24 protein-coding genes and 2 pseudogenes are annotated in these 21,223 nt (G+C 60.2%); 17 read left to right on the top strand and 9 right to left on the bottom strand.

All coding sequences use genetic code 11. The annotated features are described in order from the left end of the window. The first annotated feature begins 53 nt into the window (after nt 1-53). The 8 genes from YUU_RS0135930 (at nt 54) to ureG (ending at nt 6,742) form a co-directional block, all read left to right on the top strand. Nucleotides 54-1,337 (top strand): beta-propeller fold lactonase family protein, encoded by a 1,284-nt coding sequence (locus YUU_RS0135930; protein WP_027526681.1) that lies wholly within the window; start codon nt 54-56, stop codon nt 1,335-1,337. 112 nt (nt 1,338-1,449) lie between these two features. Beyond that, complete coding sequence (locus YUU_RS52770; protein WP_245288192.1) at nt 1,450-2,364, top strand: urease accessory protein UreD; 915 nt, start codon at nt 1,450-1,452, stop codon at nt 2,362-2,364. A 27-nt stretch (nt 2,365-2,391) separates the two neighbouring features. Further along, the gene (locus YUU_RS0135920) at nt 2,392-2,694 is read left to right on the top strand and encodes an urease subunit gamma (RefSeq protein ID WP_027526680.1); all 303 of its coding nucleotides are present in this window, start codon (nt 2,392-2,394) and stop codon (nt 2,692-2,694) included. A gap of 9 nt (nt 2,695-2,703) precedes the next feature. Next, nucleotides 2,704-3,282 (top strand): HupE/UreJ family protein, encoded by a 579-nt coding sequence (locus YUU_RS0135915; RefSeq protein WP_245288191.1) that lies wholly within the window; start codon nt 2,704-2,706, stop codon nt 3,280-3,282. Then, the gene (locus YUU_RS0135910) at nt 3,279-3,587 is read left to right on the top strand and encodes an urease subunit beta (RefSeq protein WP_027526678.1); all 309 of its coding nucleotides are present in this window, start codon (nt 3,279-3,281) and stop codon (nt 3,585-3,587) included. Before YUU_RS0135915 ends, YUU_RS0135910 begins: the two co-directional genes overlap by 4 nt. Before the next feature lie 44 nt (nt 3,588-3,631). Then, nucleotides 3,632-5,335, top strand: coding sequence for an urease subunit alpha (ureC, locus tag YUU_RS0135905; protein ID WP_027526677.1), 1,704 nt, complete (start codon nt 3,632-3,634; stop codon nt 5,333-5,335). Between the two features lie 73 nt (nt 5,336-5,408). Continuing rightward, nucleotides 5,409-6,068: an urease accessory protein UreF gene (locus YUU_RS0135900; protein ID WP_245288190.1), complete on the top strand. Its 660-nt coding sequence runs from the start codon at nt 5,409-5,411 to the stop codon at nt 6,066-6,068. Continuing rightward, nucleotides 6,065-6,742 (top strand): urease accessory protein UreG, encoded by a 678-nt coding sequence (gene ureG, locus YUU_RS0135895; protein ID WP_035664307.1) that lies wholly within the window; start codon nt 6,065-6,067, stop codon nt 6,740-6,742. The genes YUU_RS0135900 and ureG overlap by 4 nt, the downstream gene beginning before the upstream one ends. A 335-nt stretch (nt 6,743-7,077) precedes the next feature. On the opposite strand, the gene YUU_RS52765 is transcribed toward ureG, so the two are convergent. The 6 genes from YUU_RS52765 to YUU_RS0135865 all read right to left on the bottom strand — a co-directional run bounded on the left by YUU_RS52765 (nt 7,078) and on the right by YUU_RS0135865 (nt 12,786). Then, nucleotides 7,078-7,836 carry a response regulator transcription factor gene (locus tag YUU_RS52765; protein WP_084801699.1) on the bottom strand — a complete coding sequence of 253 codons (759 nt, stop codon included), beginning with the start codon at nt 7,834-7,836 and terminating at the stop codon, nt 7,078-7,080. A gap of 88 nt (nt 7,837-7,924) precedes the next feature. Next, complete coding sequence (locus YUU_RS59220) at nt 7,925-8,209, bottom strand: hypothetical protein (RefSeq protein WP_156944695.1); 285 nt, start codon at nt 8,207-8,209, stop codon at nt 7,925-7,927. Between the two features lie 315 nt (nt 8,210-8,524). Next, a complete protein-coding gene (locus YUU_RS0135880; protein ID WP_035664305.1) occupies nt 8,525-8,980 on the bottom strand; it encodes a VOC family protein in 456 nt (151 codons plus the stop codon). A 42-nt stretch (nt 8,981-9,022) separates the two neighbouring features. Then, nucleotides 9,023-10,786: an MOSC and FAD-binding oxidoreductase domain-containing protein gene (locus tag YUU_RS0135875; RefSeq protein WP_027526672.1), complete on the bottom strand. Its 1,764-nt coding sequence runs from the start codon at nt 10,784-10,786 to the stop codon at nt 9,023-9,025. Between the two features lie 35 nt (nt 10,787-10,821). Continuing rightward, the gene (locus YUU_RS0135870; protein WP_027526671.1) at nt 10,822-11,724 is read right to left on the bottom strand and encodes a DUF427 domain-containing protein; all 903 of its coding nucleotides are present in this window, start codon (nt 11,722-11,724) and stop codon (nt 10,822-10,824) included. A gap of 177 nt (nt 11,725-11,901) precedes the next feature. After that, nucleotides 11,902-12,786: a haloalkane dehalogenase gene (locus tag YUU_RS0135865; RefSeq protein ID WP_027526670.1), complete on the bottom strand. Its 885-nt coding sequence runs from the start codon at nt 12,784-12,786 to the stop codon at nt 11,902-11,904. 1,042 nt (nt 12,787-13,828) lie between these two features. On the opposite strand from YUU_RS0135865, the gene YUU_RS0135855 reads away from it, so the two are divergent. Then, nucleotides 13,829-14,140, top strand: a complete 312-nt coding sequence (locus tag YUU_RS0135855) for a hypothetical protein (RefSeq protein ID WP_156944694.1) — start codon at nt 13,829-13,831, stop codon at nt 14,138-14,140. A 142-nt stretch (nt 14,141-14,282) separates the two neighbouring features. Further along, nucleotides 14,283-14,897, top strand: coding sequence for a recombinase family protein (locus tag YUU_RS0135850; RefSeq protein ID WP_245288189.1), 615 nt, complete (start codon nt 14,283-14,285; stop codon nt 14,895-14,897). A gap of 103 nt (nt 14,898-15,000) precedes the next feature. Here the strand turns inward: YUU_RS0135850 and YUU_RS52760 are convergent. Together YUU_RS52760 and YUU_RS60470 are read right to left on the bottom strand one after the other, a co-directional pair. Then, a pseudogene (locus YUU_RS52760) lies at nt 15,001-15,502 on the bottom strand (hypothetical protein). 197 nt (nt 15,503-15,699) lie between these two features. After that, nucleotides 15,700-15,888 (bottom strand): hypothetical protein, encoded by a 189-nt coding sequence (locus YUU_RS60470; RefSeq protein WP_027526666.1) that lies wholly within the window; start codon nt 15,886-15,888, stop codon nt 15,700-15,702. A 90-nt stretch (nt 15,889-15,978) separates the two neighbouring features. Between YUU_RS60470 and YUU_RS52755 the strand changes: the two genes are divergently transcribed. After that, nucleotides 15,979-16,380, top strand: a complete 402-nt coding sequence (locus YUU_RS52755; protein ID WP_051390063.1) for a recombinase family protein — start codon at nt 15,979-15,981, stop codon at nt 16,378-16,380. 165 nt (nt 16,381-16,545) lie between these two features. Here the strand turns inward: YUU_RS52755 and YUU_RS59215 are convergent, their stop codons facing one another. Further along, on the bottom strand, nt 16,546-16,719 hold the full coding sequence (locus tag YUU_RS59215) for a hypothetical protein (RefSeq protein ID WP_156944693.1): 174 nt from the start codon (nt 16,717-16,719) through the stop codon (nt 16,546-16,548). A 426-nt stretch (nt 16,720-17,145) separates the two neighbouring features. Here YUU_RS59215 and YUU_RS0135825 point away from each other — a divergent pair, with 426 nt between their 5' ends. From YUU_RS0135825 to YUU_RS60870, 6 genes and pseudogenes are all read left to right on the top strand, one after another. Then, on the top strand, nt 17,146-17,961 hold the full coding sequence (locus YUU_RS0135825) for a class I SAM-dependent methyltransferase (protein ID WP_027526665.1): 816 nt from the start codon (nt 17,146-17,148) through the stop codon (nt 17,959-17,961). Next, a complete protein-coding gene (locus tag YUU_RS57085) occupies nt 17,939-18,526 on the top strand; it encodes an OsmC family protein (RefSeq protein WP_156944692.1) in 588 nt (195 codons plus the stop codon). Before YUU_RS0135825 ends, YUU_RS57085 begins: the two co-directional genes overlap by 23 nt. 86 nt (nt 18,527-18,612) lie before the next feature. After that, entirely contained in the window at nt 18,613-19,170 is a 558-nt protein-coding gene (locus tag YUU_RS0135815; protein WP_027526663.1) for an OsmC family protein, read from the top strand. Between the two features lie 36 nt (nt 19,171-19,206). Continuing rightward, nucleotides 19,207-20,463 carry an NAD(P)/FAD-dependent oxidoreductase gene (locus YUU_RS0135810; RefSeq protein ID WP_027526662.1) on the top strand — a complete coding sequence of 419 codons (1,257 nt, stop codon included), beginning with the start codon at nt 19,207-19,209 and terminating at the stop codon, nt 20,461-20,463. Nucleotides 20,464-20,595: 132 nt separating this feature from the next. Next, nucleotides 20,596-20,763 (top strand): annotated as a pseudogene (locus tag YUU_RS0135805) (IS110 family transposase); the annotation flags it as partial. Nucleotides 20,764-20,987: 224 nt separating this feature from the next. Further along, a partial coding sequence (locus YUU_RS60870; RefSeq protein ID WP_210164182.1) for a hypothetical protein occupies nt 20,988-21,223 on the top strand: 236 nt, incomplete at its 3' end.

Here is a 21,223-nt window from a genome sequence, read left to right as displayed (position 1 = left end):
GAGTGAATTCAACTTCCGACAACGTAATCCACGCCAACCGAAGGAGCAACGCGATGGCCAAAGAACCGACGATGAAGGAGATGCCCATGAGTGACATGTCCAGGGGGCAGTCCGGACACCTTTACACCCAGACAAACGAAGTTGCGAATGCGATCATCCACTACAAACGACGCGCCAGCGGCGAACTCGACGAACTTGAGCGCGTCAGCACGGGAGGCGCGGGCTCGGGCGAGTTCAAGCCGATTAGCGGCCAGGACAGCGCGCCCAATGCGTTTGAGGGGGCGGCTAGTGTCATTATCACGCCGGATCGGCGATTTTTGTTTACGACCAACGGCGGCGATAATTCGGTGTCTACATTCCGTATTGCCGAAGACGGTCGGCTCACGCTCGTGGACGTCAAGGCGACGGGCAACCCGGTCGAGGGTCGGAGCGGCACCGCCAAGTCGCTGGCCTACTCTCAAAAGACCCGCACTCTTTTCGTATTGCACTCGTTCGGCCCCGATCACCTCCGGCTGATGTCCGTTGACGCCGAAGGCAAGCTCACGACGCGCCAGGAACAGTACACGGTCAACACTTATAGCAAAAGGAACCGGGTGGCCACTATGGTCGTGGTCTCGCCTAACGAAGAGCTCGTCTTTGTTGGCACCACTTTCGACGAGCCGATTGCGCACACAGGCTTGTATCCAGATGGCTCGCCTATTCTCTGGGTCCAGCGGGCCGGCGGTGCGTTCCACTCAATCGCTTCGAATGCGCCAGATCCCGACGGGCTCGCCGTATTCCCCCTGCGAAAGGATGGCTCGCTGGGCACGACCAGGTTCTATGACGCGAAAGGTGGCTCTCCATTCTACATTGCCTTCCTGCACGAGCGGCCCGATACCTTCCTCATCGGATATGCTGTCGGCGATGGATGCTCTATGGGCACCATCGAGAAAGACGGAACAGTCAACATAGGCTCGCTCGTAAAGATCGACACGAGCGCAGGCGTGCCGTCCGAACTGTGCTGGCTAGCAGTCTCGCCGGATGATCGTACGGTGTACGCGACGAACTTCGGCTACAGCAATATCAGCAGCTACCGCATCAATGGCCGCGGCCTCGAACTCGCGCGCGATCCTGCATGCCCGAAAGTTCCGGGGGACGGCACCGCCAGGGGGCTGAACGGAACGGTGACCAGCGGTCCCGCCGACAACTGGATCACGCCCGATGGGGCGCATCTCTATCAGATCTATGGGAATGCAGCGAAGCTCGTAGGCTATGCCACACAGCCTGATGGTTCGCTCAACGAGGTCTGCAGCGTAAAGATCCCCTACAACAGCCCGCAGGGTCTGGCGGGCTTCTGATCTGCCGTCGGTCCTCCAGGGGCGTGACCAGAGCAGCCAATGGTTACGCCCCTTACTTCAAGATCCGGTTTCGTCGGCGCTTTGTGCGCAAAGGCCGAATGTCGACCTCCCAATGTCTGATTTTGCAATGTTCGAAACGAGCCACTGCAATCCGAACGTGGACGACGGCAGGCCCGGTCGGGCGCATCGCGTCCTGCGCGACGCCAATCTGGAGCGGGCCAGGGGAACAGCAAGCGTTGTTTTTAACAGTGCCGGGAGTGTGACGCGTATTGCGAACCTCTACGATAAATTTCCAACTCGCATCATGTTCCCGCGGATTGCGGGCGATGCAGCGATAGAAGCAGTTCTCGTCAATGCCGCGGGCGGTATCGCCGGTGGAGACCGGTTCGAACTTGACATTATAGCGGTGGATGACGCGCGCGTGGCGATGACCTCGCAGGCGGCCGAAAAAATCTATCGCGCGCTGAATGAGCCCGCACGCATTAACACCCGATTGAAGGCCCGCGACTCAGCGAAGCTTGCGTGGCTTCCGCAGGAAACCATCGTCTTTGATGGGGCCCGAATTTGTCGACAGATTGAGATTGATCTCCACCCAGGCGCAGAACTGATTGCGCTCGAGTGGATTGTGCTTGGTCGTGCCGCCCGCGGCGAGGAAATCACGAGAGGATATATTCGCGACAGCTGGCTGGTGAGGAGAGGCGGCCGGTTGATCTGGGCGGACAGTTTTCTTGTGACCGACAGCACGATTCGGCATTTATCCAGGAAGGCACTTCTTTCTGACCGCAGAGCCATCGGTACGTTGATCTATTGTGCTCCCCATCCCGACCGCAGGTTGGAATTGCTTCGCGAAGTTGCACAGTCGCGGCAATGCGACTGTGCGGTGACAATGGTGAGCGGATTGATTGTCGTACGGTTCGCCGCCAGGGAGTCTGCCGATTTGAAGATCGCCATGATCCGCATCCTTCAACATTTCGATCGCGAACTCGGCCCAGGTCCTTTTCGAGTGCCGAAAATGTGGTTGTGCTGAAGCACGTGGCGACAGACGGAGACCTTCATGAACCTTACGCCGCGGGAAAGAGACAAGTTGATGATCGCCGTTGCCGCAATGGTGGCTCGGGCGCGGCTCGCAAGAGGCATCAAGCTCAACTACCCCGAAAGTATCGCGCTCATCTCCGATTTCGTCATGGAAGGGGCTCGCGACGGAAAGTCGGTTGCTGAGTTGATATGTGCGAGCGGCACTGTGCTGACGCGCAATCAGGTCATGCAAGGTATTCCGGAAATGATCCACGAAATGCAGGTCGAAGCCACATTCCCCAACGGAACCAAGCTCGTGCCTATTCATGATCCGATTCGCTAGGAGCCGATGATGCAATCCCTTCTCGTTTGCATGGTCCTTGCCAATATACTGATGGATCCGGCTTCCGCTCATCTCACCATTGGCGACACCCATTCATTTGTCGCAGGCATTATTCACCCACTTACCGGTATTGATCACACCTCTGTCATGGCGCTGGTCGGCCTATGGGGTGCGCTAGTTGGTGGACGGGCGATCTGGGCATGGCCTTTAATTTTCGTGGCAGCGATGTTGATTGGCTTCGCTGCTGCCGCTTGGGGTTTGCAAATCGCCCTGATTGAGCCAGCGATCGCGGCATCGATCGTTGTCTTCGGAGTTCTCGTCGCGTTGCGAGTGAGACTGCCCGTCATACTCGGAGCGGCGATTGTTGGACTGTTCGCGCTTTTTCATGGCCACGCGCACGGAACGGAGGCCGCAGCCAGCAATCTGGCTTCTTATGCCGCTGGCTTCACTGTCTCAACGGCGTCGCTTCACTCGGCCGGCATTGCCATGGGCCTTTGTATTCGACGCTTAGTCGAGAAGATCGCAAGCGAGTGGAAGAGGCGGTTGAGCACGGCCACCCGTATAATCTCGGGAGGAGAATTGCAATGATCCCAGGCGAGATCTTCCCGGCGCCAGGTGAGATTATCCTGAACAAGGACAGGGTGGCCATCGTGATGAAGGTCGCCAACAAGGGCGACAGGCCAGTCCAAGTTGGCAGTCACTACCATTTCGCTGAGGCCAACGCAGCGCTCGAATTCGATCGAAAGATCGCCCGCGGCTATCGCCTCGACATTCCCGCCGGCACGGCCGTGCGGTTCGAACCGGGGCAATCAAGGCAAGTGTCCCTGATCCCCTATGCGGGGTCTGGTCTCGTTTTTGGGTTCAACCGAGCCGTGAACGGCTCTCTGCGATGAGACTGATGTACCGGGCGCGTCGGTTATCAGTGAGGTAGATTAGCATGCCTAACACAATGAGCCGAGCTGCCTATGCGCAGATGTTCGGCCCCACGGTCGGCGACAAGGTCCGCCTTGCGGATACCGACCTTATCATCGAGGTGGAGGAAGACTTCACCAACTATGGGGAGGAAGTGAAGTTTGGCGGCGGAAAAGTCATTCGCGACGGTATGGGGCAGTCACAACGAAGCCGCTCCGAAGGAGCGGTCGATACGGTCGTTACCAACGCGCTAATCCTTGATCACTGGGGGATCGTGAAGGCCGATCTCGCAATCAAGGATGGATTGATTGCGGCGATCGGCAAGGCCGGAAATCCCGATGTGCAGCCCGATGTAGAAATTGTCATCGGACCGGGAACGGAGGTCATTGCCGGTGAAGGCAAGATCATTACAGCAGGCGGTATCGACACCCACGTTCACTACATTTGCCCGCAGCAAATCGAGGAAGCGCTGTATTCCGGGTTGACAACGTTGATCGGGGGAGGCACAGGCCCGGCGGCCGGTACGACGGCGACAACCTGTTCGCCGGGGCCGTGGCATATTCAGCGGATGCTCGAAGCGGCCGACGCCTTTCCCATGAATCTTGGTTTCTTTGGCAAGGGCAACGCAAGCCTGCCTGCCGGCCTGGTCGAACAGATTGAGGCGGGGGCATGCGGGCTGAAGCTGCACGAGGACTGGGGAGCCACTCCGAGTGCGATCGACTGCTGTCTCTCTGTGGCTGATGAAATGGACATCCAGGTCGCCATTCACACCGACTCGCTCAATGAAAGCGGATTTGTCGAAGATACCATCGCTGCGTTCAAGGGAAGGACGATCCATACCTTCCACACTGAAGGCGCCGGCGGCGGCCATGCACCCGACATCATCAAGGTGTGCGGCGAGGGGAATGTACTTCCGGCGTCGACCAATCCGACGCGCCCCTATACAGTCGATACGCTCGACGAAGCGCTCGACATGCTGATGGTCACCCACCATCTCGATCACCGGATCCCCGAGGATGTCGCCTTCGCTGAAAGCCGCATTCGCAAGGAAACAATCGCCGCGGAAGACATCTTGCACGATCTTGGCGCCTTCTCGATTGTGTCATCTGACAGCCAGGCAATGGGACGTATCGGTGAGGTGATAACGCGGACCTGGCAGACCGCGGACAAGATGAAAAAACAATTTGGACGCTTGCTGGAAGAGAGCGGTGAACACGACAACTTCAGGGCCCGACGTTATGTCGCCAAATACACGATTAATCCGGCAATTGCCCAGGGTATTTCCAGCTATGTCGGTTCGATTGAAATAGGAAAGCTTGCCGACCTTGTAGTCTGGGATCCGGCATTTTTCGGAGTGAAGCCTGATATGGTGCTCAAGTCCGGCACGATCGCGGCGGCGATCATGGGCGATCCGAACGCGTCCATTCCAACCCCCCAGCCGGAATACTATCGGCCCATGTTCGGCGCGTTCGGCCGCTCCCTGATCAAGAGCTCCGTTACCTTTGTCAGCCTCGCCTCGCTGGAACGAACCAGGGCGCTCGGGCTCGCAAAGCAGCTTCTTCCGGTCAGAAACACGCGCCGGATCGGCAAACATTCGATGATATTGAATAGCTCGCTTCCCTATATGGAAATTGATCCGGAGACCTACGAAGTTCGAGCCAACGGACGGTTGCTTACTTGCGAACCCGCAAAGGTGCTTCCCATGGCCCAGCGCTACTTCATGTACTGAAATGCCACTAGATCACCCATTTGCCAACGATGGCACCAGCCGCGATCGATATTCCTGTTCACCTCGGTCGTTGTTGCGGCTGCAGACCTGGCTCTCGCCGACTTTTCCCATAGGAGCCTACAGCTACTCACATGGTCTCGAATGGGCGGTCGAAGCAGGAGATGTCGATGGCCGCGACAGCCTGATTGAATGGTTGGAGGCAGACCTTTGCTATGGTTCAGTTCGGAACGAAGCGATTTTTTTCAGCCAAGCGCATCATTGCGCGGTTGCCAACGATCACACCAGGCTGGCCCAAGTGGCGGAGCTGGCGGCCGCGTCTCGCGGCACATACGAGTTCAGCTTGGAAGCGTCGCAGCAAGCTGCGGCGTGCCTTACGATGCTCCAGCAGATGTGGCCCGATCCGATGCTCGATGCGCTGTCGAAAATGCCAGTTTTTCCAATCCTGGCCGTCGTTCTTGGTGTCCGGTCGGCCAAGGAACAGATATCACTGGACATTGCTCTGCCAGCATTCATGCACAGCTATGCCGCAAATCTCGTCACTGCGGGGATTAGGTTGATACCCCTTGGCCAGACCGACGGTCAATTTGCGATCGCAGCGCTCGAGAGGGCGGTTCTGTCGGCTAGTCTATGCGCCCGCAATGCCTCGCTCGAGGAGATCGGATCGGCAGGAGTTATGGTCGAGTTGTCGTCCATTTTGCATGAAACTCAGTACACGAGGTTGTTCCGGTCATGACGGCAGTCATCAACCAAAGTCCACTGAGTCGCGGCGGCGCGGCTGCGACATTTCATGGTCCTTTCCGTGTTGGAATCGGAGGGCCGGTCGGCTCAGGAAAGACCGCGCTTATCGAAACACTATGCAAGCATCTTCGGGGGTACTACGAGATATATGTGATCACGAATGACATCTATACCAAAGAGGATCAGCTCATACTCACACGCGCGCAAGCTCTTCCGGCGGAGCGCATCATGGGCGTTGAAACTGGCGGCTGCCCGCACACTGCGATACGTGAGGACGCTTCGATGAACCTGGCCGCGATTGCGGACATGGACCTCAGATTCCCTCGAGCAGAACTGTGCTTCGTGGAGTCAGGCGGTGACAACCTGGCGGCAACCTTTAGTCCGGAGCTGGCAGACCTGACGATCTATGTGATCGATGTCGCTGCGGGCGAAAAGATCCCGCGCAAGGGCGGTCCCGGCATTACTCGATCGGACCTTCTTGTCATTAACAAGATCGATTTGGCTCCTTTGGTCGGTGCCAACCTCCAGATTATGGAATCGGATGCGCGAAGGATGCGCAACGCGCGGCCCTTCATTTTCTCCAATTTGAAAAACGGGCTGGGAGTTGATGAGATTGCCGGCTTTATTCTCGAGAAAGGTGGCCTGGCTGCTATGGCGCTGCAACCTTAACCTGTCTCGCGGCAGACGCGAACCTTGTTAGACCCCGGATGAACTACGCGGTATTGCTGCGCCGGCGCGTCCTTCGGAGCGCCTTTTGGTCGATCGCGTCGGTATCGCAAACGGACTGCCTAACGCCGCCGACGACAGATCACCATAGAACACTCTTGCCACTCACTTCGCTGACTTGCGAGCACCAGGCGTCCTTGCCATCAACGTCTTCCCGCAAAATTGCCTGCACCTCGGGCCGTGTGTGAGAACTGAATTCTTTTTCGCGCTTCGCGGAAGTCTAAGTCCGCGACACCCTGAGCCTTACTTTCGGTATTTTTGTCGACCCAGAAGTGGAGTCAGGCATGGGTAGCCTGTCGATAAGGGGGACCAGCGGTCGAAAAGCGCTCGGAAGGGTCGCGACCGGCCAAGTAATAATCGAAGTGACTTTGATGTGGCTGACAGATCCTTGTGGCTTTGCATCGAGAACGTTCTCCTTCGTCATGTTCAAGCTTGTCGGCCATTCGCGCTAGATCAGCGATGGATCGAGCGCCCATCTTTAGCATGACCCGGCTGCTGTGGACGCGGACCGTGTGAGGGCGCACGCCCATTTGTCCTGCGATTTGCTTCACACCATTGCCTGCCGCAAGCAGCCCCATTGTTTCGCGTTCGCGAGGCGAGAGTGATGTGAACAGAGTGCGCAGTGTCTGCAGCAACCGGCGCTCTGCTCGATCGACACGGTTCAGCGCGACGGCGCTGCGGACCGCAGCCAACACCTCCTCACCTTGAAAGGGCTTCGTCAAGTAGTCCACTGCGCCCGCTTTCATCGCTAGAACGGAAGTTCGAACATTGTTTTCGATGGTGACAAATACCAGCGGGGTTTGGGGCTCGGAGTTTGCTAGCTGAGTTTGAAGCGCGAGACCATTTCGCCCTAAAAGTTGGATCTCGAGTACAATGCAGTCGGGTCGGCATGCTTCGGACTGTTCCAGATAATCTTCGGCTGACGCCGCGCACTCAACTATGAAGCCTGCATCCTCAAGCAGGAGTCTCAAGCTCTCTCGTGCGAGCGGATCGCTATCAACGATAGAAATTAATGCTGGATCGTATATTTGTTTCATTTACCGAGAAGCCATGACTGATTGATCGAAGGGGCTGTGCTTGCGATGAAGTCCAGCAAGCGCTGCCGCTGCGACAGAGGCGCGCCGGTCAACAGCCACGACAGATCTTCAGTTTTTTGTCCAGTGCAAGATCCTCCTGGCCTTGTTGTTCGTTGAAAATCGACAAGCGCCGCTGGATGGCATTGTCTTCGGCGGAGTTTGGCATGAACTCCTGGCCGCGAGGTTGAACGCGGACAGTGTCAACAGAAGGCGAAGATAGCTTTTTGGGCGACCTTTGATCGGAGTCCGCCATTGCGGCGATTGGCAGACCGGCAAGAGCGAAAAGAAGGGCGATTGATGGTGCAATGCCTGCCGTGGCTCCTGATATTTTCATTTGATGGTCTCTCAAAGGCGCAGGTGGTTTAAGCTCCCTCGTGAGCTTAGTCATCTCCGATCAAAGGTGCTTTCTCCGGATTATCGCGGCCGGGTTGTTCTTGCTAGATCGTGGTGCGTACGACGGGGCCATGAGGGACGAGAGTGCCTTTTCCGAGCTCGGTACGAAGCCGCATGGCGGAACGCCAAGGAACCGAAAGACCACAGGCGCGCTTCGGAGGACTCATCATCAGCCGCTGTACGGCATTCTCGGACGCATTGAGCACTTCGAACTGGCAGCGATGAAGCAGCCAGCCTCACCAAGCTTCCACGATACTTACATGTTGCGGTAACCCCGTTCCTGTAGCACCCAGCTGTTGCCATCCGGGTCCGAGAAGTCGGCGAAGCTCGCGTAGTCCCTACGTGTGGGGTCGAGCCCGGGTGCGAAACCCCCGCCCCAGGCATCAATGGGTACCTTATGCCGGATCTCACCGACTTCGACCCCACATTCGAGCAGGCGGCTCCGTGCATCCTCAAGGTCGGTGACGACGAGAAAGACGTTGCGAAGTGATCCCGCGGGCGCATCGGTGAGTCCGCGTCCGATTTGTATCGAGCAGCGAGAGCCTGGCGGAGTGAGCTGCACGACGCGGAACGCGTCGTCCGGCGAATAGTCGACGTCGAGCGTGAAGCCGACCTGGTCGACATAGAACCGTAGCGCTCGGTCGACGTCGCTCACCGACAACGTGATGACCTCGACTGAGAAGTTTATGGCCGCTGTGCTGGTTGTATTCATCGCGCCGCGACTCCTCTTCGTCTGATAAGCCGCCCTCAGGGTTTACAAATCGAGGACAATGTCACGAATTGGTTGTGAGCAGCAAATGAGAAGGTTGCCATCGGCGGGCTTATCAAGTGGCTGCGGTTCATAGGCGACCGCGCCCGAAACCAAACCGCTCTCGCAGTTATGACAAACACCGGTCCGGCATGACCAACGGACCGGGACGTCGCACGCTTCGGCGAGTTCCAAGATACTCTGGTAAGCTGACGCCTTCCAGTGTACAGCGATCCCACTTCGCGCGAACGAGACAAGCGGACCGGTGTTGGCGTCGACCTTAGGCACGTGTGGCGCTCGCATCGCTGCGTCGACGATGCCAGGAGTCATCGGCTCGCTGCCATTGAAGATCTCGACGTGGATTCGCTCCGGCGCCACGTCCAAGGCTGCGAGCGCTTTTCTCATGTCTGCCATGAAGCGAGCCGGCCCGCAGAGGTAGACATCCGCCTCTCGCGGGATGCCGACTTCGTCGAAGACCGATCGCGTCAGGTGACCGGTAGCGTTGAAATCCTCACCCATCTTGTCGCGCGAGCCCGGCCGGCTGTAACAAATGTAGCTGCGGCCGTGGGTGAGCGCGGACATGAGGCGGCGGACTTCGGCGGCAAATGGATGATGCTGCCGGTCCCGAGCCGTGTGCAGCCATAAGACCTGCCGCGTCGAGCGGGCTGCCGCCAGCGCGTACAGCATGGCGAGAACAGGCGTCGCTCCGATGCCCGCGCTGAGCAGCACTACAGGCCGCTCTCCGGACTGCAGGATGAAACTTCCGCGCGGCGAGCTGGCGTCGAGAACATCGCCCATCCGAACCTGCTCCCGCAGGTAGGTTCCAGCCACCCCATTCGGGTCGATCTTCACGCTGATCCGATAGCGCTCCGTCGAGAGGGGACCCGAGAGCGAGTAGCTGCGAAAAAGTGGCGGGCCGCCGCCGGTCGGGCGAAGGCGCAAGACGACGTACTGACCGGGCAGAGCCTGCTGCAGCGGCTGACCGCCCGGATCTCGCATTGACAGGGAGATGACGTCGACGGACTCCTGATCGATCGCCATCACCGTGAGCGGCCGAAATCCTGGTGAAACCGGATGCGCGGCTGCTGCCGGCGCAAGCCCCGCATTGCCACTCCCAGCGGCAGTCGTTCGGCTTTGCAGTAGTGCCTCAAACGATGCGCGCCATCCGGGCGAAAGCGACTCGATCCGCAAGGCGCGCTCCATTTGGTCGCACGCATGATTGGGCAAATAAAGGAGAGCGTTGATCTCTGCGACAGTCATTCGCTCGTTCGCTTCTCCCACCTTCACAATCTCGTCACCGGCGCCCACGTCTCCCTCCTGCAGGACGCGGAAGTAAAACCCCGGACGTGCGCTGGATGTCAGCAATGCCGGCATCCGCGGCTCGTTCATCCGAATGCCAACGCGATAGCAGGTCACGCGAGGTTGAGTGACCTCGAACACTGCGCCGCCGATTTGATAACGGTCGCCGATGCAAACGATGTCGTCGGGCAATCCTTCGACCGTGAAGTTCTCGCCGAACTGTCCGTGGACGAAGTCAGTCCGCTTCAATCGCTCCTGCCAGTAGCGATACGATTCGATCTGATAGACGAAGGCGGCTCGCTGCTCACCCCCGTGGCCGCCCAGGTCGCCTTGACCGTCTCCGTCCAGATTCAACCGGCCGACCCGACAGCCGCCACGCACGGGAGTTTTCCAGATCCCGGTATGTACAATGCGACCTTTCCACTCGATATCGCGCGGAAGTCCGACGTTCACTGATAGCAGTCGAGCCATGTCTCGCTCCACTTTGCCGGGAACCGGAAGTCCTCCTAGCCGCTCGCATCCGCTGCGGGCCCGCCACCGGGGGCTTGATCGAGGACGACCTCGGCGACGTCGAGGTTGCGATCGGGGCCGTGCGGAACCACGGACTGGCCCGGCTCAAGATGGAGCTGCGTGCCATCGATATGTACTGAGACAATGTCCGGTTCGAACGACACCAGGTTGGAGATGCGGCGGACCTCGGGATAGGCGTCAGGATACGACCATGCCGCCAGACGAGCGTCATCGATGGAGTAATAGCTGCAGAGCCCCTTGTATGGGCAGAAAGTCTGGAGTTTCACGGGGGTGAGGGAGGACTCATCGATGTCGGCGCGTGGAACGTACCAGCGCGGAGCGAAGCCGGACTCGTAGAGGACCACCGGCCGCTTGGTATCGGCGATGATCCGATCACGATAGCGGACCACAAGGTTACGAGAGGCTTGGCGAATGTCGATGCGGTGGTAGGGGTCGGCGGCATGGCCCACGATTCGTTCGTCTTCTTCGTAGAAGGCATCCATGGCCCGCCAGGCGAACGCGACGTGGGCCTGCAGTTCGCTCGCGTGAGCGGGTAGTGCAATGTGCTGCCAGGCCCCTCGCTGCGCGATGTGTTGCTCGTCCGCCCCGACGCTGTACCAGGACGTGAGCCCGAGATCGGGGTGTTGGGTGCTATGCTCGGTGCGTTCCAGGACATGAGGGGAAACGTCGGCCTCCGGGAAGTAGGCCACCGGATAGCGGCCCGGCTCGAAGAACAGGAGGACTTGCTCGCTATCGGCGATCCAGATTCCCCCGAAGCGCACGCGCATGCGCCGGCGCAACCGTTCGACGTACAACAGTCTTTTGGGCAGAGGTTTGGGCACGAGGAACCGGCCGATTGCTCCTGTTGAGAGCGGACCTTGTTGCCAGGACAGTCCCACTTCTCTCTCCCATAAGTTTGATGATCGAGGCCGGTAGAAGTCCACAAGGTATTCCTTTCCCTAGAACGCAGCCCCGGTGGCAAGGTTCTACGAGAGGATGACAACCTAGTCCGGCTTTGGCGCTCGCCCGCGAATCTCATTCGATCATCTCGTCGGCGCAAGCGAGATCGATCAGCCCTACATGGCCCCCATCCAGCCAGCGATAGCCCTCCCGATCTCGTCCGGAGAATCTTCCTGAACGAAATGGAGCCCCGCGATCGTCACCTCGGTCTGTGCTGGGAAGCTGCGGGCCAAGTCGAGAACCGGGCCCTGGCCGAGAATCCCACCGGGCTCGGCCCTCAAGAAAAGCTTAGGCACACTGCTAGTCGCCAGCCAGTCCGTGTAGGCGGTCACGATCGCACTCACGTCGGCGGGCTCGCCCTCGATGGGAATCTGCCGGGGCCAAGTCAGCGTCGGCCGTCGGCCTTCGCCGGGCTCGGAGAACGGCCGTCGGTACTCCGTCATCTCCTCGGCGGAGAGGGGGCGCAGGATAGCCCCCGGCAGGATCTTCTCGATGAAGAAGTTGTCTCGTAGGACCATTTCCTCGCCGTTCTCTGAACGCAGCCCCTGCAAGGCGGGTCGCATGTCGAACTTGTCCCAGTGGTCCCAGTACTGCGGCCCTACGATCGCCTCCATGTATGCGATCCCCTTCACGGCGTCGCGGTGACGGTTGGCCCAGTCGAAGCCGAGCGCCGAACCCCAGTCATGGATGACGAAGGTAATCCGCTCGCGCACATCCAGGGCCCCAAGCAGAGCATCGAGGTAGCGGCGGTGCTCGACGAAGCGATACGAGGTAGAGCTACTGTTAGGCAGCTTGTCAGAGTCGCCCATGCCAATCAGATCGGGGACGATGCAGCGGCCCAGTGGCTGCAGGTGCGGCAACACGTTGCGCCACAGGTACGACGAGGTGGGGTTGCCGTGCAACAGCACAATCGGGTCGCCCTGTCCCACCTCCACATACGCCATCTCCCTGCCGAGGACCCGCCGCCGCTTCTTTTGGTACGGAAATGCCGCAGAGATCATGTCCGTTCTCCTTCTTTGTAGAACCGAAAGCACTGCGGTGCCGCGCGGCAGTTAGCAAGATTCTCCAGATTGACCACCAGGCGATCGTCCGATGTGCCTGAGTCTTATCCGGATTCAGCACCACTCGCTTACTCGCGATTGCCGCAATTTGCTGTATTTTGCCTCAGCTTCTTCGGCCCAGCGACTCTCCTAGACTTGCGTATGGTCTGGTCCGGTAATGAAGAAAACCTGGACCTACCCGGCGGCCAGTCGAATTGCGCCGATCTCTTCAAAATGCGCTAATCTTGGTTGCCGGAGACCGGGGTGCCCTGCAACGATGGGCAGCCAGATCACGAATTGCAGGAATTCATCGCGCGAGCATTGCAGTCTCATCACCTCAAGCGGGACGAGCAAGCAGAATGACAAGACCTGATCTCCCTCGAGGGTTACCAAAGCCGACCGCGATTTCTCACTATACAATAGCGGTCTTGTCGGTCGCAGTTGCGATTATTGCCGCGGAATTGATCACACGTTTACTGCATGCCGAGGCCATCGCACGTCGATGCGCTGTTATCTTCGCCGCATGGTTTGGCGGTTTCCGCCCAGATGCAAACCAAGGATCCCATTCCTGCGGTATCGCCCGTCGCCTTGACAAATGCGCCGCAATCCCTCCGCTTGCAAACGGTTCGAAGGTCGCTGGCACCATCCTTTCCTCACGGACGATGCGTTAACGGCGAATTGCTGGCGATGAGAAAATGCCCAAGGTTAGGGCATATGCTCAAAGCTGCTATCCGAGGTCAATGCTGGGCCGAGTAATGGGGGTGCTTTTCTCCCAACTCGTCTCTGCCGTCATATCCGCTATTGCGGCAAGAAGCTGAAGCATCGGGCCGCGAAAAGTGGAACCAGACGGCGCCCGGGAAGACACTTGACAACCCAAATTTCTGTGATGAACATATACCCAGAGCATGGTCATATGTTCAGGGAACTAGCGGTTCTGGGGAAATTAGCCCGTCGACGTTGGAGCAGCGTCTCGGGCCGACAGCGCTGAAGAAGGTAGCGCACTATGTCCAAGCAGACCAAACACTGCATCCCATTTGCCCACGGGATGATCTCCGCGGAATTCATGCACAGCTATGATGCCCAAGCCCATGAGGTCATCAACGCGATCACGACGGTGATCGTTAGTGCGCAAGTCGGAATGAACCTACTGCGTGCTCAATCGCCAGATATGGAACAAGTCGGGCGAGTGCTCAATAGCATCGCAAACGATAGTAAGCGAGCAGGCGACATCGTCGTTCGAACTCGAGCGCTCATAAAGAACGTGGCCGAAGCGGGTGGCGCTGCCGATCCTCGAGCTGATAATCCTGACGAGTAGGCGATGTGGCGTCGGCTTTTGGCGCCCGCTACTAACGTTGGTGGCCCTTCAACGGAGTTCTTAAAGAGCGTAAGACCTGAGCCCACTGCGGCGCCGGTGAAGTGCCTCATGCGTTGGATGAGATATCGTAGGTTCGGTTGGTGTGGGCCAAGGTCGCTCCGGCCTCGGACTGGAAGCGCAGCGCGAGGCCATTGCCCGGTTCGCCGAGGCGGAGGGCTTCCAGCTGGCCGGTGAGTTCGTCGAGGTCGAGACCGGAAAAGGTGCCGACGTGCTTGATCGCCGCCCGCAGCTGGCCGCCGCGTTGGCTGAGGCCAAACATCGCAAGTGCGCGGTCGCGGTTGCCAAGCTGGACCGGCTCAGCCGCGACGTTCACTTCATCAGCGGGCTGATGGCGGAGCGCGTCCAGTTCGTCGTCACCGAGCTGGGCGCCGACGTCGATCCGTTCCTGCTGCACCTCTACGCAGTGCTGGCCGAGAAGGAGCGTCGGCTGATCTCTCAACGTACCCGGGATGCACTCGCTGCCAAGAAGGCGCAGGGCAAGCAACTTGGCAATCCGAAGCTGGTTGCGGCGGCGACCAGGCGCGACAAGGTGCTGCGGCCGATCCTGCAGAAGCTCGCCGGTCAGTCGCTCCGCGCCATTGCCGCCGAATTCGACCGCCGCGGCATCAAGAGCTGGAGCGGCAAGCCTTGGAACGCGGTCTCGGTCAGGAATGCGATGGTCCGCCTCGGCTTCCAGGCAACAGGGGGCGCGTCATGACGCATCCGCGACGCCAAGGGCCGCTTCGTCAGGCGCACCGCTGCCGCCGCATGTCCTCTTCCCCCCTCGGGCGCGCCAGTGCGACGGCACCATGTAACCTGCTCTAGGGACGGTCGCCGAAGGCGGCCTCCGCCCCTTCTCGCAAGCGAGGCGGGGTAATAAAGGACCGCGGCGTGCTGGTCGCGGCCTGCGCGTCCAGATAGCAAGGCCTGTACATCGCCTGGAGCTGCTTGCCCCTGAGGAAGATCATGTGCGGGCTGAGCCCGCCCCGCTGCGCGATCCAGCGCCGCACCTGCGACGGATACATCGAGTACAGCAGCTGGGTCGCCTCGGGATTGGTAATCGCCCGGCCATTGGAACCGAAAGGCGGCATGGAAGCCGAGCGTCGCGTTCGAGGTCACACAGATCCGGTCGTGCGGGATGGCGCCGAGAACAATGGTGCAGGCGGAGGCGCAGAGGCCGTCGATGATGACGGTTTCGCCTGAACTGCGCAGATCCTGATATCTGTCGACGTAGGTTCCGATCCGGCCACCAGGGTCATCCGCGATTCGTACCACCGCATGACTCGCGCCCATGCCCGCGAACAGAAGTACGGCCGTCAGCATTCACCAAAAGATAGATCTTCATATGTTGCTCTCCGCTTCCCCATTGCAAGCGGATGACGACATATCGGCCTCGCCTCGACTGTGATGCGCGGCACATCAATGATGGCGCGGCAAGAAGGGCGACGGCGGTTGATCTAGTGCTACTGGTTTTGCAGACCCCTGCGTAACCACTCCGCCTTGCGCTCTCGGTCCCGCCGCTACAGTGTCCGGCTGACGACGCTCGCCCGATATTCCGGGTCGCTGGCGTACCGCTCCGCCATCCGCTTATCGCCGAAATGGCGAATGGGGATGCCTTGGGCCGTAACTGTCCACCAGCCCGCAGGATAGCTAGCGGGCACGACCTCATAGGCTTCATTCGCGTCATTGTCGGGAATCGGATTGAACATCGGCTTTCCTTGACACTCGATTCGAGGCGAGATGAAGCGATAGCGGAGAATCTCCGCCACCCTAGCTAGAAGGTCCGGTGTGAAGTTGACGTGGCCAAGCTCGACCGGCTCAGCCGTGACGTCGCGTTCATTTCAGGCCTGATGGCGCAGCGGGTGCCGTTCATCGTCACCGCGCTGGGCAGGAACGTCGACCCGTTCATGCTGCACATCTACGCGGCGATTGCGCAGCAGGAGCGCGCGATGATCAGCCGGCGCACCAAGGAAGCACTGGCAGCGGCCAAGGCGCGCGGCGTCAGGCTTGGCAGGCAGGAGATCGCCGACGCCAACCGCAGCGCCGCCGCAGCCCGTGACGCCGAGCTGGAGCCTGTCCTGCGGGAGTTGTCGCACTTGTCCTCAAGGGCTGCTGCTGCCGAGATCGAGCGCCGTGGCCTCGGCAAGCTGTCGTACAAGACCATCGCGCGCGCTCGCGTTCGGCTCGGGCTGGAGGATTGATCGATGATACGTTCTCGCGATGCCAAGGGCCGCTTCGTCAGGCACACCGCACCGCGCCGCTGCCGCCGCATGTCATCTTTTTTCCCGTCGGGGCGCGCCGTGCTGCCTGTCAGCCGGCTGCTGCAGCGACACGACTGCGCCGGCCGTTGAATGGGGACACCGACGTCAATCGTTACGCCGCTCCTGGACTATGTTCCGGATGGTGACGTGGATGTCCTTGTCGTCCTCGCCGGTGTGCGGCTGGGTGGGCTTGCCCCAGCCGCGGTCCAGCAGGATGCTTGCCGCCGACACGCGCGGCCGCTGGCACGGCTTCTTGGCTGCGCGACACGTGCGGGTCAACTGCCCGAGCCACGGAGGCGAAGTGCGCTCGCACGATCTCGAAGGCCCGCTCGACGCTGCCTGGTTAGTGCCGGCGCCCGCCCGGTGCTGAGACCTTGCGGCGCACCTTCGTGCCACGCCTGGCCGAACCTACTGGTGGCATAGCAGGCGGGGCTCACGCGCCAGGGCATCGAAACGTTTGATTCCTGAATGCTGGGAGGGACTCCGACCGTCACTCAAAGACGTGACTTCCGGTAATGGGAGTCGGGTAGGATCGAGGCAGTCGAACCGCACGAGTACCCCCGTTCGCCTTGGAAATCGGCCGCGTCCTCAGCGAATAATCAGGGCAATCTCAGGGACAAATCAAGCAATCCTCAAACACTTAGACCTATTTCGGGCGCATCCTCCATCCTGCCGATTGCGACGATCCTCATCGAGAGGATGAAGATGGACGCTAAGCTGCAACGACGCGTGCAACGGTACGGATGGGACAAGGCCGCCTCGTATTATGAACGTTCGTGGCAAACCCAACTCGAACCGGCACAGTCCACCCTACTCGATTTGGCCGCCCTTGAGCCCGGGGGCGAGGTTCTGGACGTTGCCTGTGGCACGGGGCTTGTGACCCTCAGAGCTGCCGCCGCGATTGTGCCCAGTGGTATGATTGTCGGCACGGACATTTCTGAGCAGATGGTCCTCGCCGCGCGAGACATCGCGGCTGGTCGGGGAATCGCAAATGCTCAGTTCGAACGCATGGAGGCCGAGCAGTCGACCTTCGGCGACAATTCATTCGACGTCGTGCTTTGCGCTCTAGGCCTGATGTACGTGCCTGATCCCGAGAAGGCGATACGCGACTTCCATAGAGTGCTGCGGCCGGGAGGGCGCGCCGTATGCGCCGTTTGGGGCCAGCGGAGCAAGTGTGGGTGGGCGGAAATTTTCCCCATCGTTGATGCGCGTGTCCAATCGGAGGTTTGCCCAATGTTCTTTCGCCTTGGCACAGCCCAGAACCTGCAGCATGCGTTCAGCGCTGCCGGGTTTGGCGACGTTGTCGAGAGGCGACTTGAGACACGACTCGAATATGCCACGGGCGACGAAGCCTGTGATGCGGCATTCGTCGGCGGACCGGTGGCGCTCGCCTACAGTCACTTTTCGCCCGACACGAAGTCAGAAGCGCGCAAGGAATATCTCGAGTCCCTCAAGGCCTATCTGATTAGCGACCACTATTCGATACCGGGAGAATTCGTTGTCGTTGCAGGAACGAAGTGAACCCCTTTCGCCGGACGAACAGTTCGGTACGTCCATTTGGAAGGATCGGACCATGTCAAATTCGCGCGTGCGCGAGTCATTGGAAAGACTACACCGTGTGTTCCTCGAACGCCCGGCGGCAGCCAAGAAGTCGAACCCGCCGGCGAGCGCAACGTGGCAGAATGGACTGCGGTGTGAAGTCACGGGGCCCCATGGGGAGAGGGTCATCACCGACATGCCGCCTGCCATGGGAGGTGATGCGAGTGGGCCGAACCCCGGCTGGCTGCTGCGAGCTTCTATGGCTTCATGTACTGCTACGTCGATCGCCATGCGTGCTGCTCGCCTCGGTATCACCCTGAGATCGCTCAAGGTGACCGTACACAGTGAGACAGACGCTCGCGGAATGACGGGCATCGATGGAGTTTCGACAGCGCTCAGTAGCCTGCGTATGTCGATTGAGATCGGGGCGGAAAATGTCCCTGATCAGCAATTGCGTGATCTGGCCGAAATCGCCGAGACGCAATCGACCGTGGACTGCACCCTCAGGGAGCGGCCGCCGCTGGCAATCGAGGTTTCGCTTGTCTAGCTCTTTCAGAACTTCTGATCGCGCGGCAACGAAATTGCCGCGGGATTAGTAACTCAACCGCACGGATATTAACAGGGAGACACATCATGGCAAACGGTACAACTGTCAGCAATGGCGTCAACGTTCAGGCTTTGCTCGACGCGCGCGACGCTCTCACCAAGGCTCCGGAGGCCGCGCAGTTCAAGTGGCGCGCGGCGTGCGAGTGGAAGAACGGCACCCACAGCCATTCGACCGTCGAAAGCTTCTTCGGCCTCGGCGAAGAGCAGCACCGCAAGACCACCTTCAACTTCGATGCCGATCATCCGGAGGTCTTCGCCTCCGAGGACAAGGGCGCGACGCCGGTGGAGTTCGTCCTGGTCGGACTGGCAAGCTGTCTCACCGCAGGCGTCGCGGCGGTCGCGCAGAACCGGAACATCCAGTTGAAGTCCGTGACCGCGACCATCGAGGGCGACATGGACCTTGCCGGCATCCTCGGCATCGACAGCGAGGTGCGCAACGGCTTCAAGGGCATCACGGTGAAATATAAGATCGATGCCGACGCGAAGCCCGAGGACATCGAGGCGCTGGTTGCGCAATCGCAGAAGCGTTCGGCCGTCTATGACATCGTGACCAATCCGACGAACGTTACCGTCGTGGTGAACTGATCGCGGCAGCGACCACTATCTTGCCGAGACGGCCCGATGAGCGCTGTCACCACCGTCATTGTCGGTGCGGGGCACGCGGCTCTTGCGATGAGCCGCTGCCTCGCGGAGCGTTCGATCGACCATGTCCTGCTGGAGCGCGGCGAAGTCGCGCAGAGCTGGCGTACCGAGCGATGGGACTCGCTGCGGCTGCTCACGCCCAAGTGGCAGAGCCGGCTGCCCGGATTCACCTATACGGGCAGCGATCCCGATGGTTATCGGACGCTGCCGGAAATCGTCGACTTCATCGCAGGCTATGCGAAATCGATCTCGGCCCCGGTGCGAACGCATACGACCGTCACCTCCGTGCGCAGCGATGGTGCGGGGTACCTCGTGCGCACGGATCGCGGCGACTGGCGATGCCGCACCGTCGTCATTGCCTCGGGTGCGTGCAACACCGCGAAGGTGCCGAGCTTTGCGGCGAGCGTGCCGCCGTCGGTCGCGACGCTGACAGCGCAATCCTATCGCAATCCGGCTCAGGTCGCCGACGGTGGCGTTCTCGTCGTCGGCGCGTCCTCGAGCGGCACACAGATCGCGCACGAGCTCCAGCGCTCGGGACGGCCAGTCACGCTCGCGGTCGGCGAGCATATCCGGGCCCCGCGCGTCTATCGCGGCAAGGATCTGGAATGGTGGATGGACGCCGCAGGCGTGCTCGACGAACGCTATGACCAGGTGGACGACGTCGTGCGGGCGCGGCGCGCTCCCTCGCTGCAGCTTGCCGGCACGCCGGACCGCTCGACGCTCGACCTCAATGCGCTCTCCGACATTGGTGTAAAGCTTACCGGCCGTCTCGCGGGCATCACACAGGACGGCAAGGCGCAATTTTCCGGCTCGCTGCGCAACATGTGCGCGCTTTCCGATCTCAAGATGCGGAGGCTGCTCGAGCTCCTCGATGAATGGGCGCGCGCGAACGGCCTCGACGGCGCGGTGGCGACGCCCGATCGGCTGCCGCCGACCCGCGTCGAGGACGCGCCCCCGCTCGGCATGGACCTCGTCAAGAGCGGGATCAGGACCATCATATGGGCTTCCGGCTATCGGCCGGATTATTCCTGGCTGGAGCTGCCGGTGCTCGACCGCAAAGGCTACGTCACGCATGACGGCGGCGTTGTCCCGGCGCCGGGCGTCTACCTCATGGGGATGCAGTTCTTGCGGCGTCGGAAGTCAGCATTGATCGATGGCGCCGGCGATGACGCGCGCGACCTCAGCGCGCATCTCGCCGCCTATCTGGACAATGCGGCTCAGCGGATGAGCGCGTGATCGCGTCTGATCCGTCAGGACTGGCGCTATGCGAGCAGCTGAGCTGAGGTCCGCTAATGGAATGGTCCGGCCGTGCTCCGGCCCTGCCAGCATGACAAGCTGGCAAGGGGCGCCCAAGACAAGGAGCACGCCATGTCTCAGAAACTCAGCTCAGCGATCGCCGTGATAGGCATCGATATCGGCAAGAACTCGTTCCACATCGTGGGCCACGATCAGCGCGGCGCAATCGTGCTGCGGCAGAAGTGGTCACGCGGCCAGGTAGAAGCCCGGCTCGCCAACCTCCCACCGTGCTTAATCGGTAAGACCTGATCGAGCATGACGGCAACGACCTGCGCGACCTGCCGTTGATTAAGCGCCAGCGCCGGCTCCAAGCTGATCGGCAAGGCCAAGCGGCGCGTGTCCCTGTCGGAAACCCTAATCCGGCTGGTACGTGAGGTCGAATCGCGCAATGCTTTTGTCTCATGAGAGAAGCATACAGCCTGGTCTGGTCGGTGCTGGTCCTATTGTTCCGGTCGCGGGTCTCGTTGGAAGCTGAGATCCTGATCCTTCGTCATCAACTTAACATCCAGCGACGGCATGTGCCGAAGAGGGTGCCCTTCAGTGCCATGGATCGCCTGATCTTTGTTGGTCTGTATCGTTTGGTGCCAAATACCATCAAGGCGTTCACGATTGTGACGCCGGATACCGTCATCCGTTGGCACCGTGCCGGTTTCAGATCGTATTGGCGCTGGAAATCGCGGCACCGCTGCGGCCGACCAAC

This window comes from Bradyrhizobium sp. Ec3.3, from assembly GCF_000472925.1.
In the GTDB taxonomy this organism is placed as follows: Bacteria; Pseudomonadota; Alphaproteobacteria; order Rhizobiales; family Xanthobacteraceae; genus Bradyrhizobium.
The sequence above is the reverse complement of the archived record's forward strand: the minus strand, read 5'-3'. Positions and strand labels throughout refer to the sequence as shown.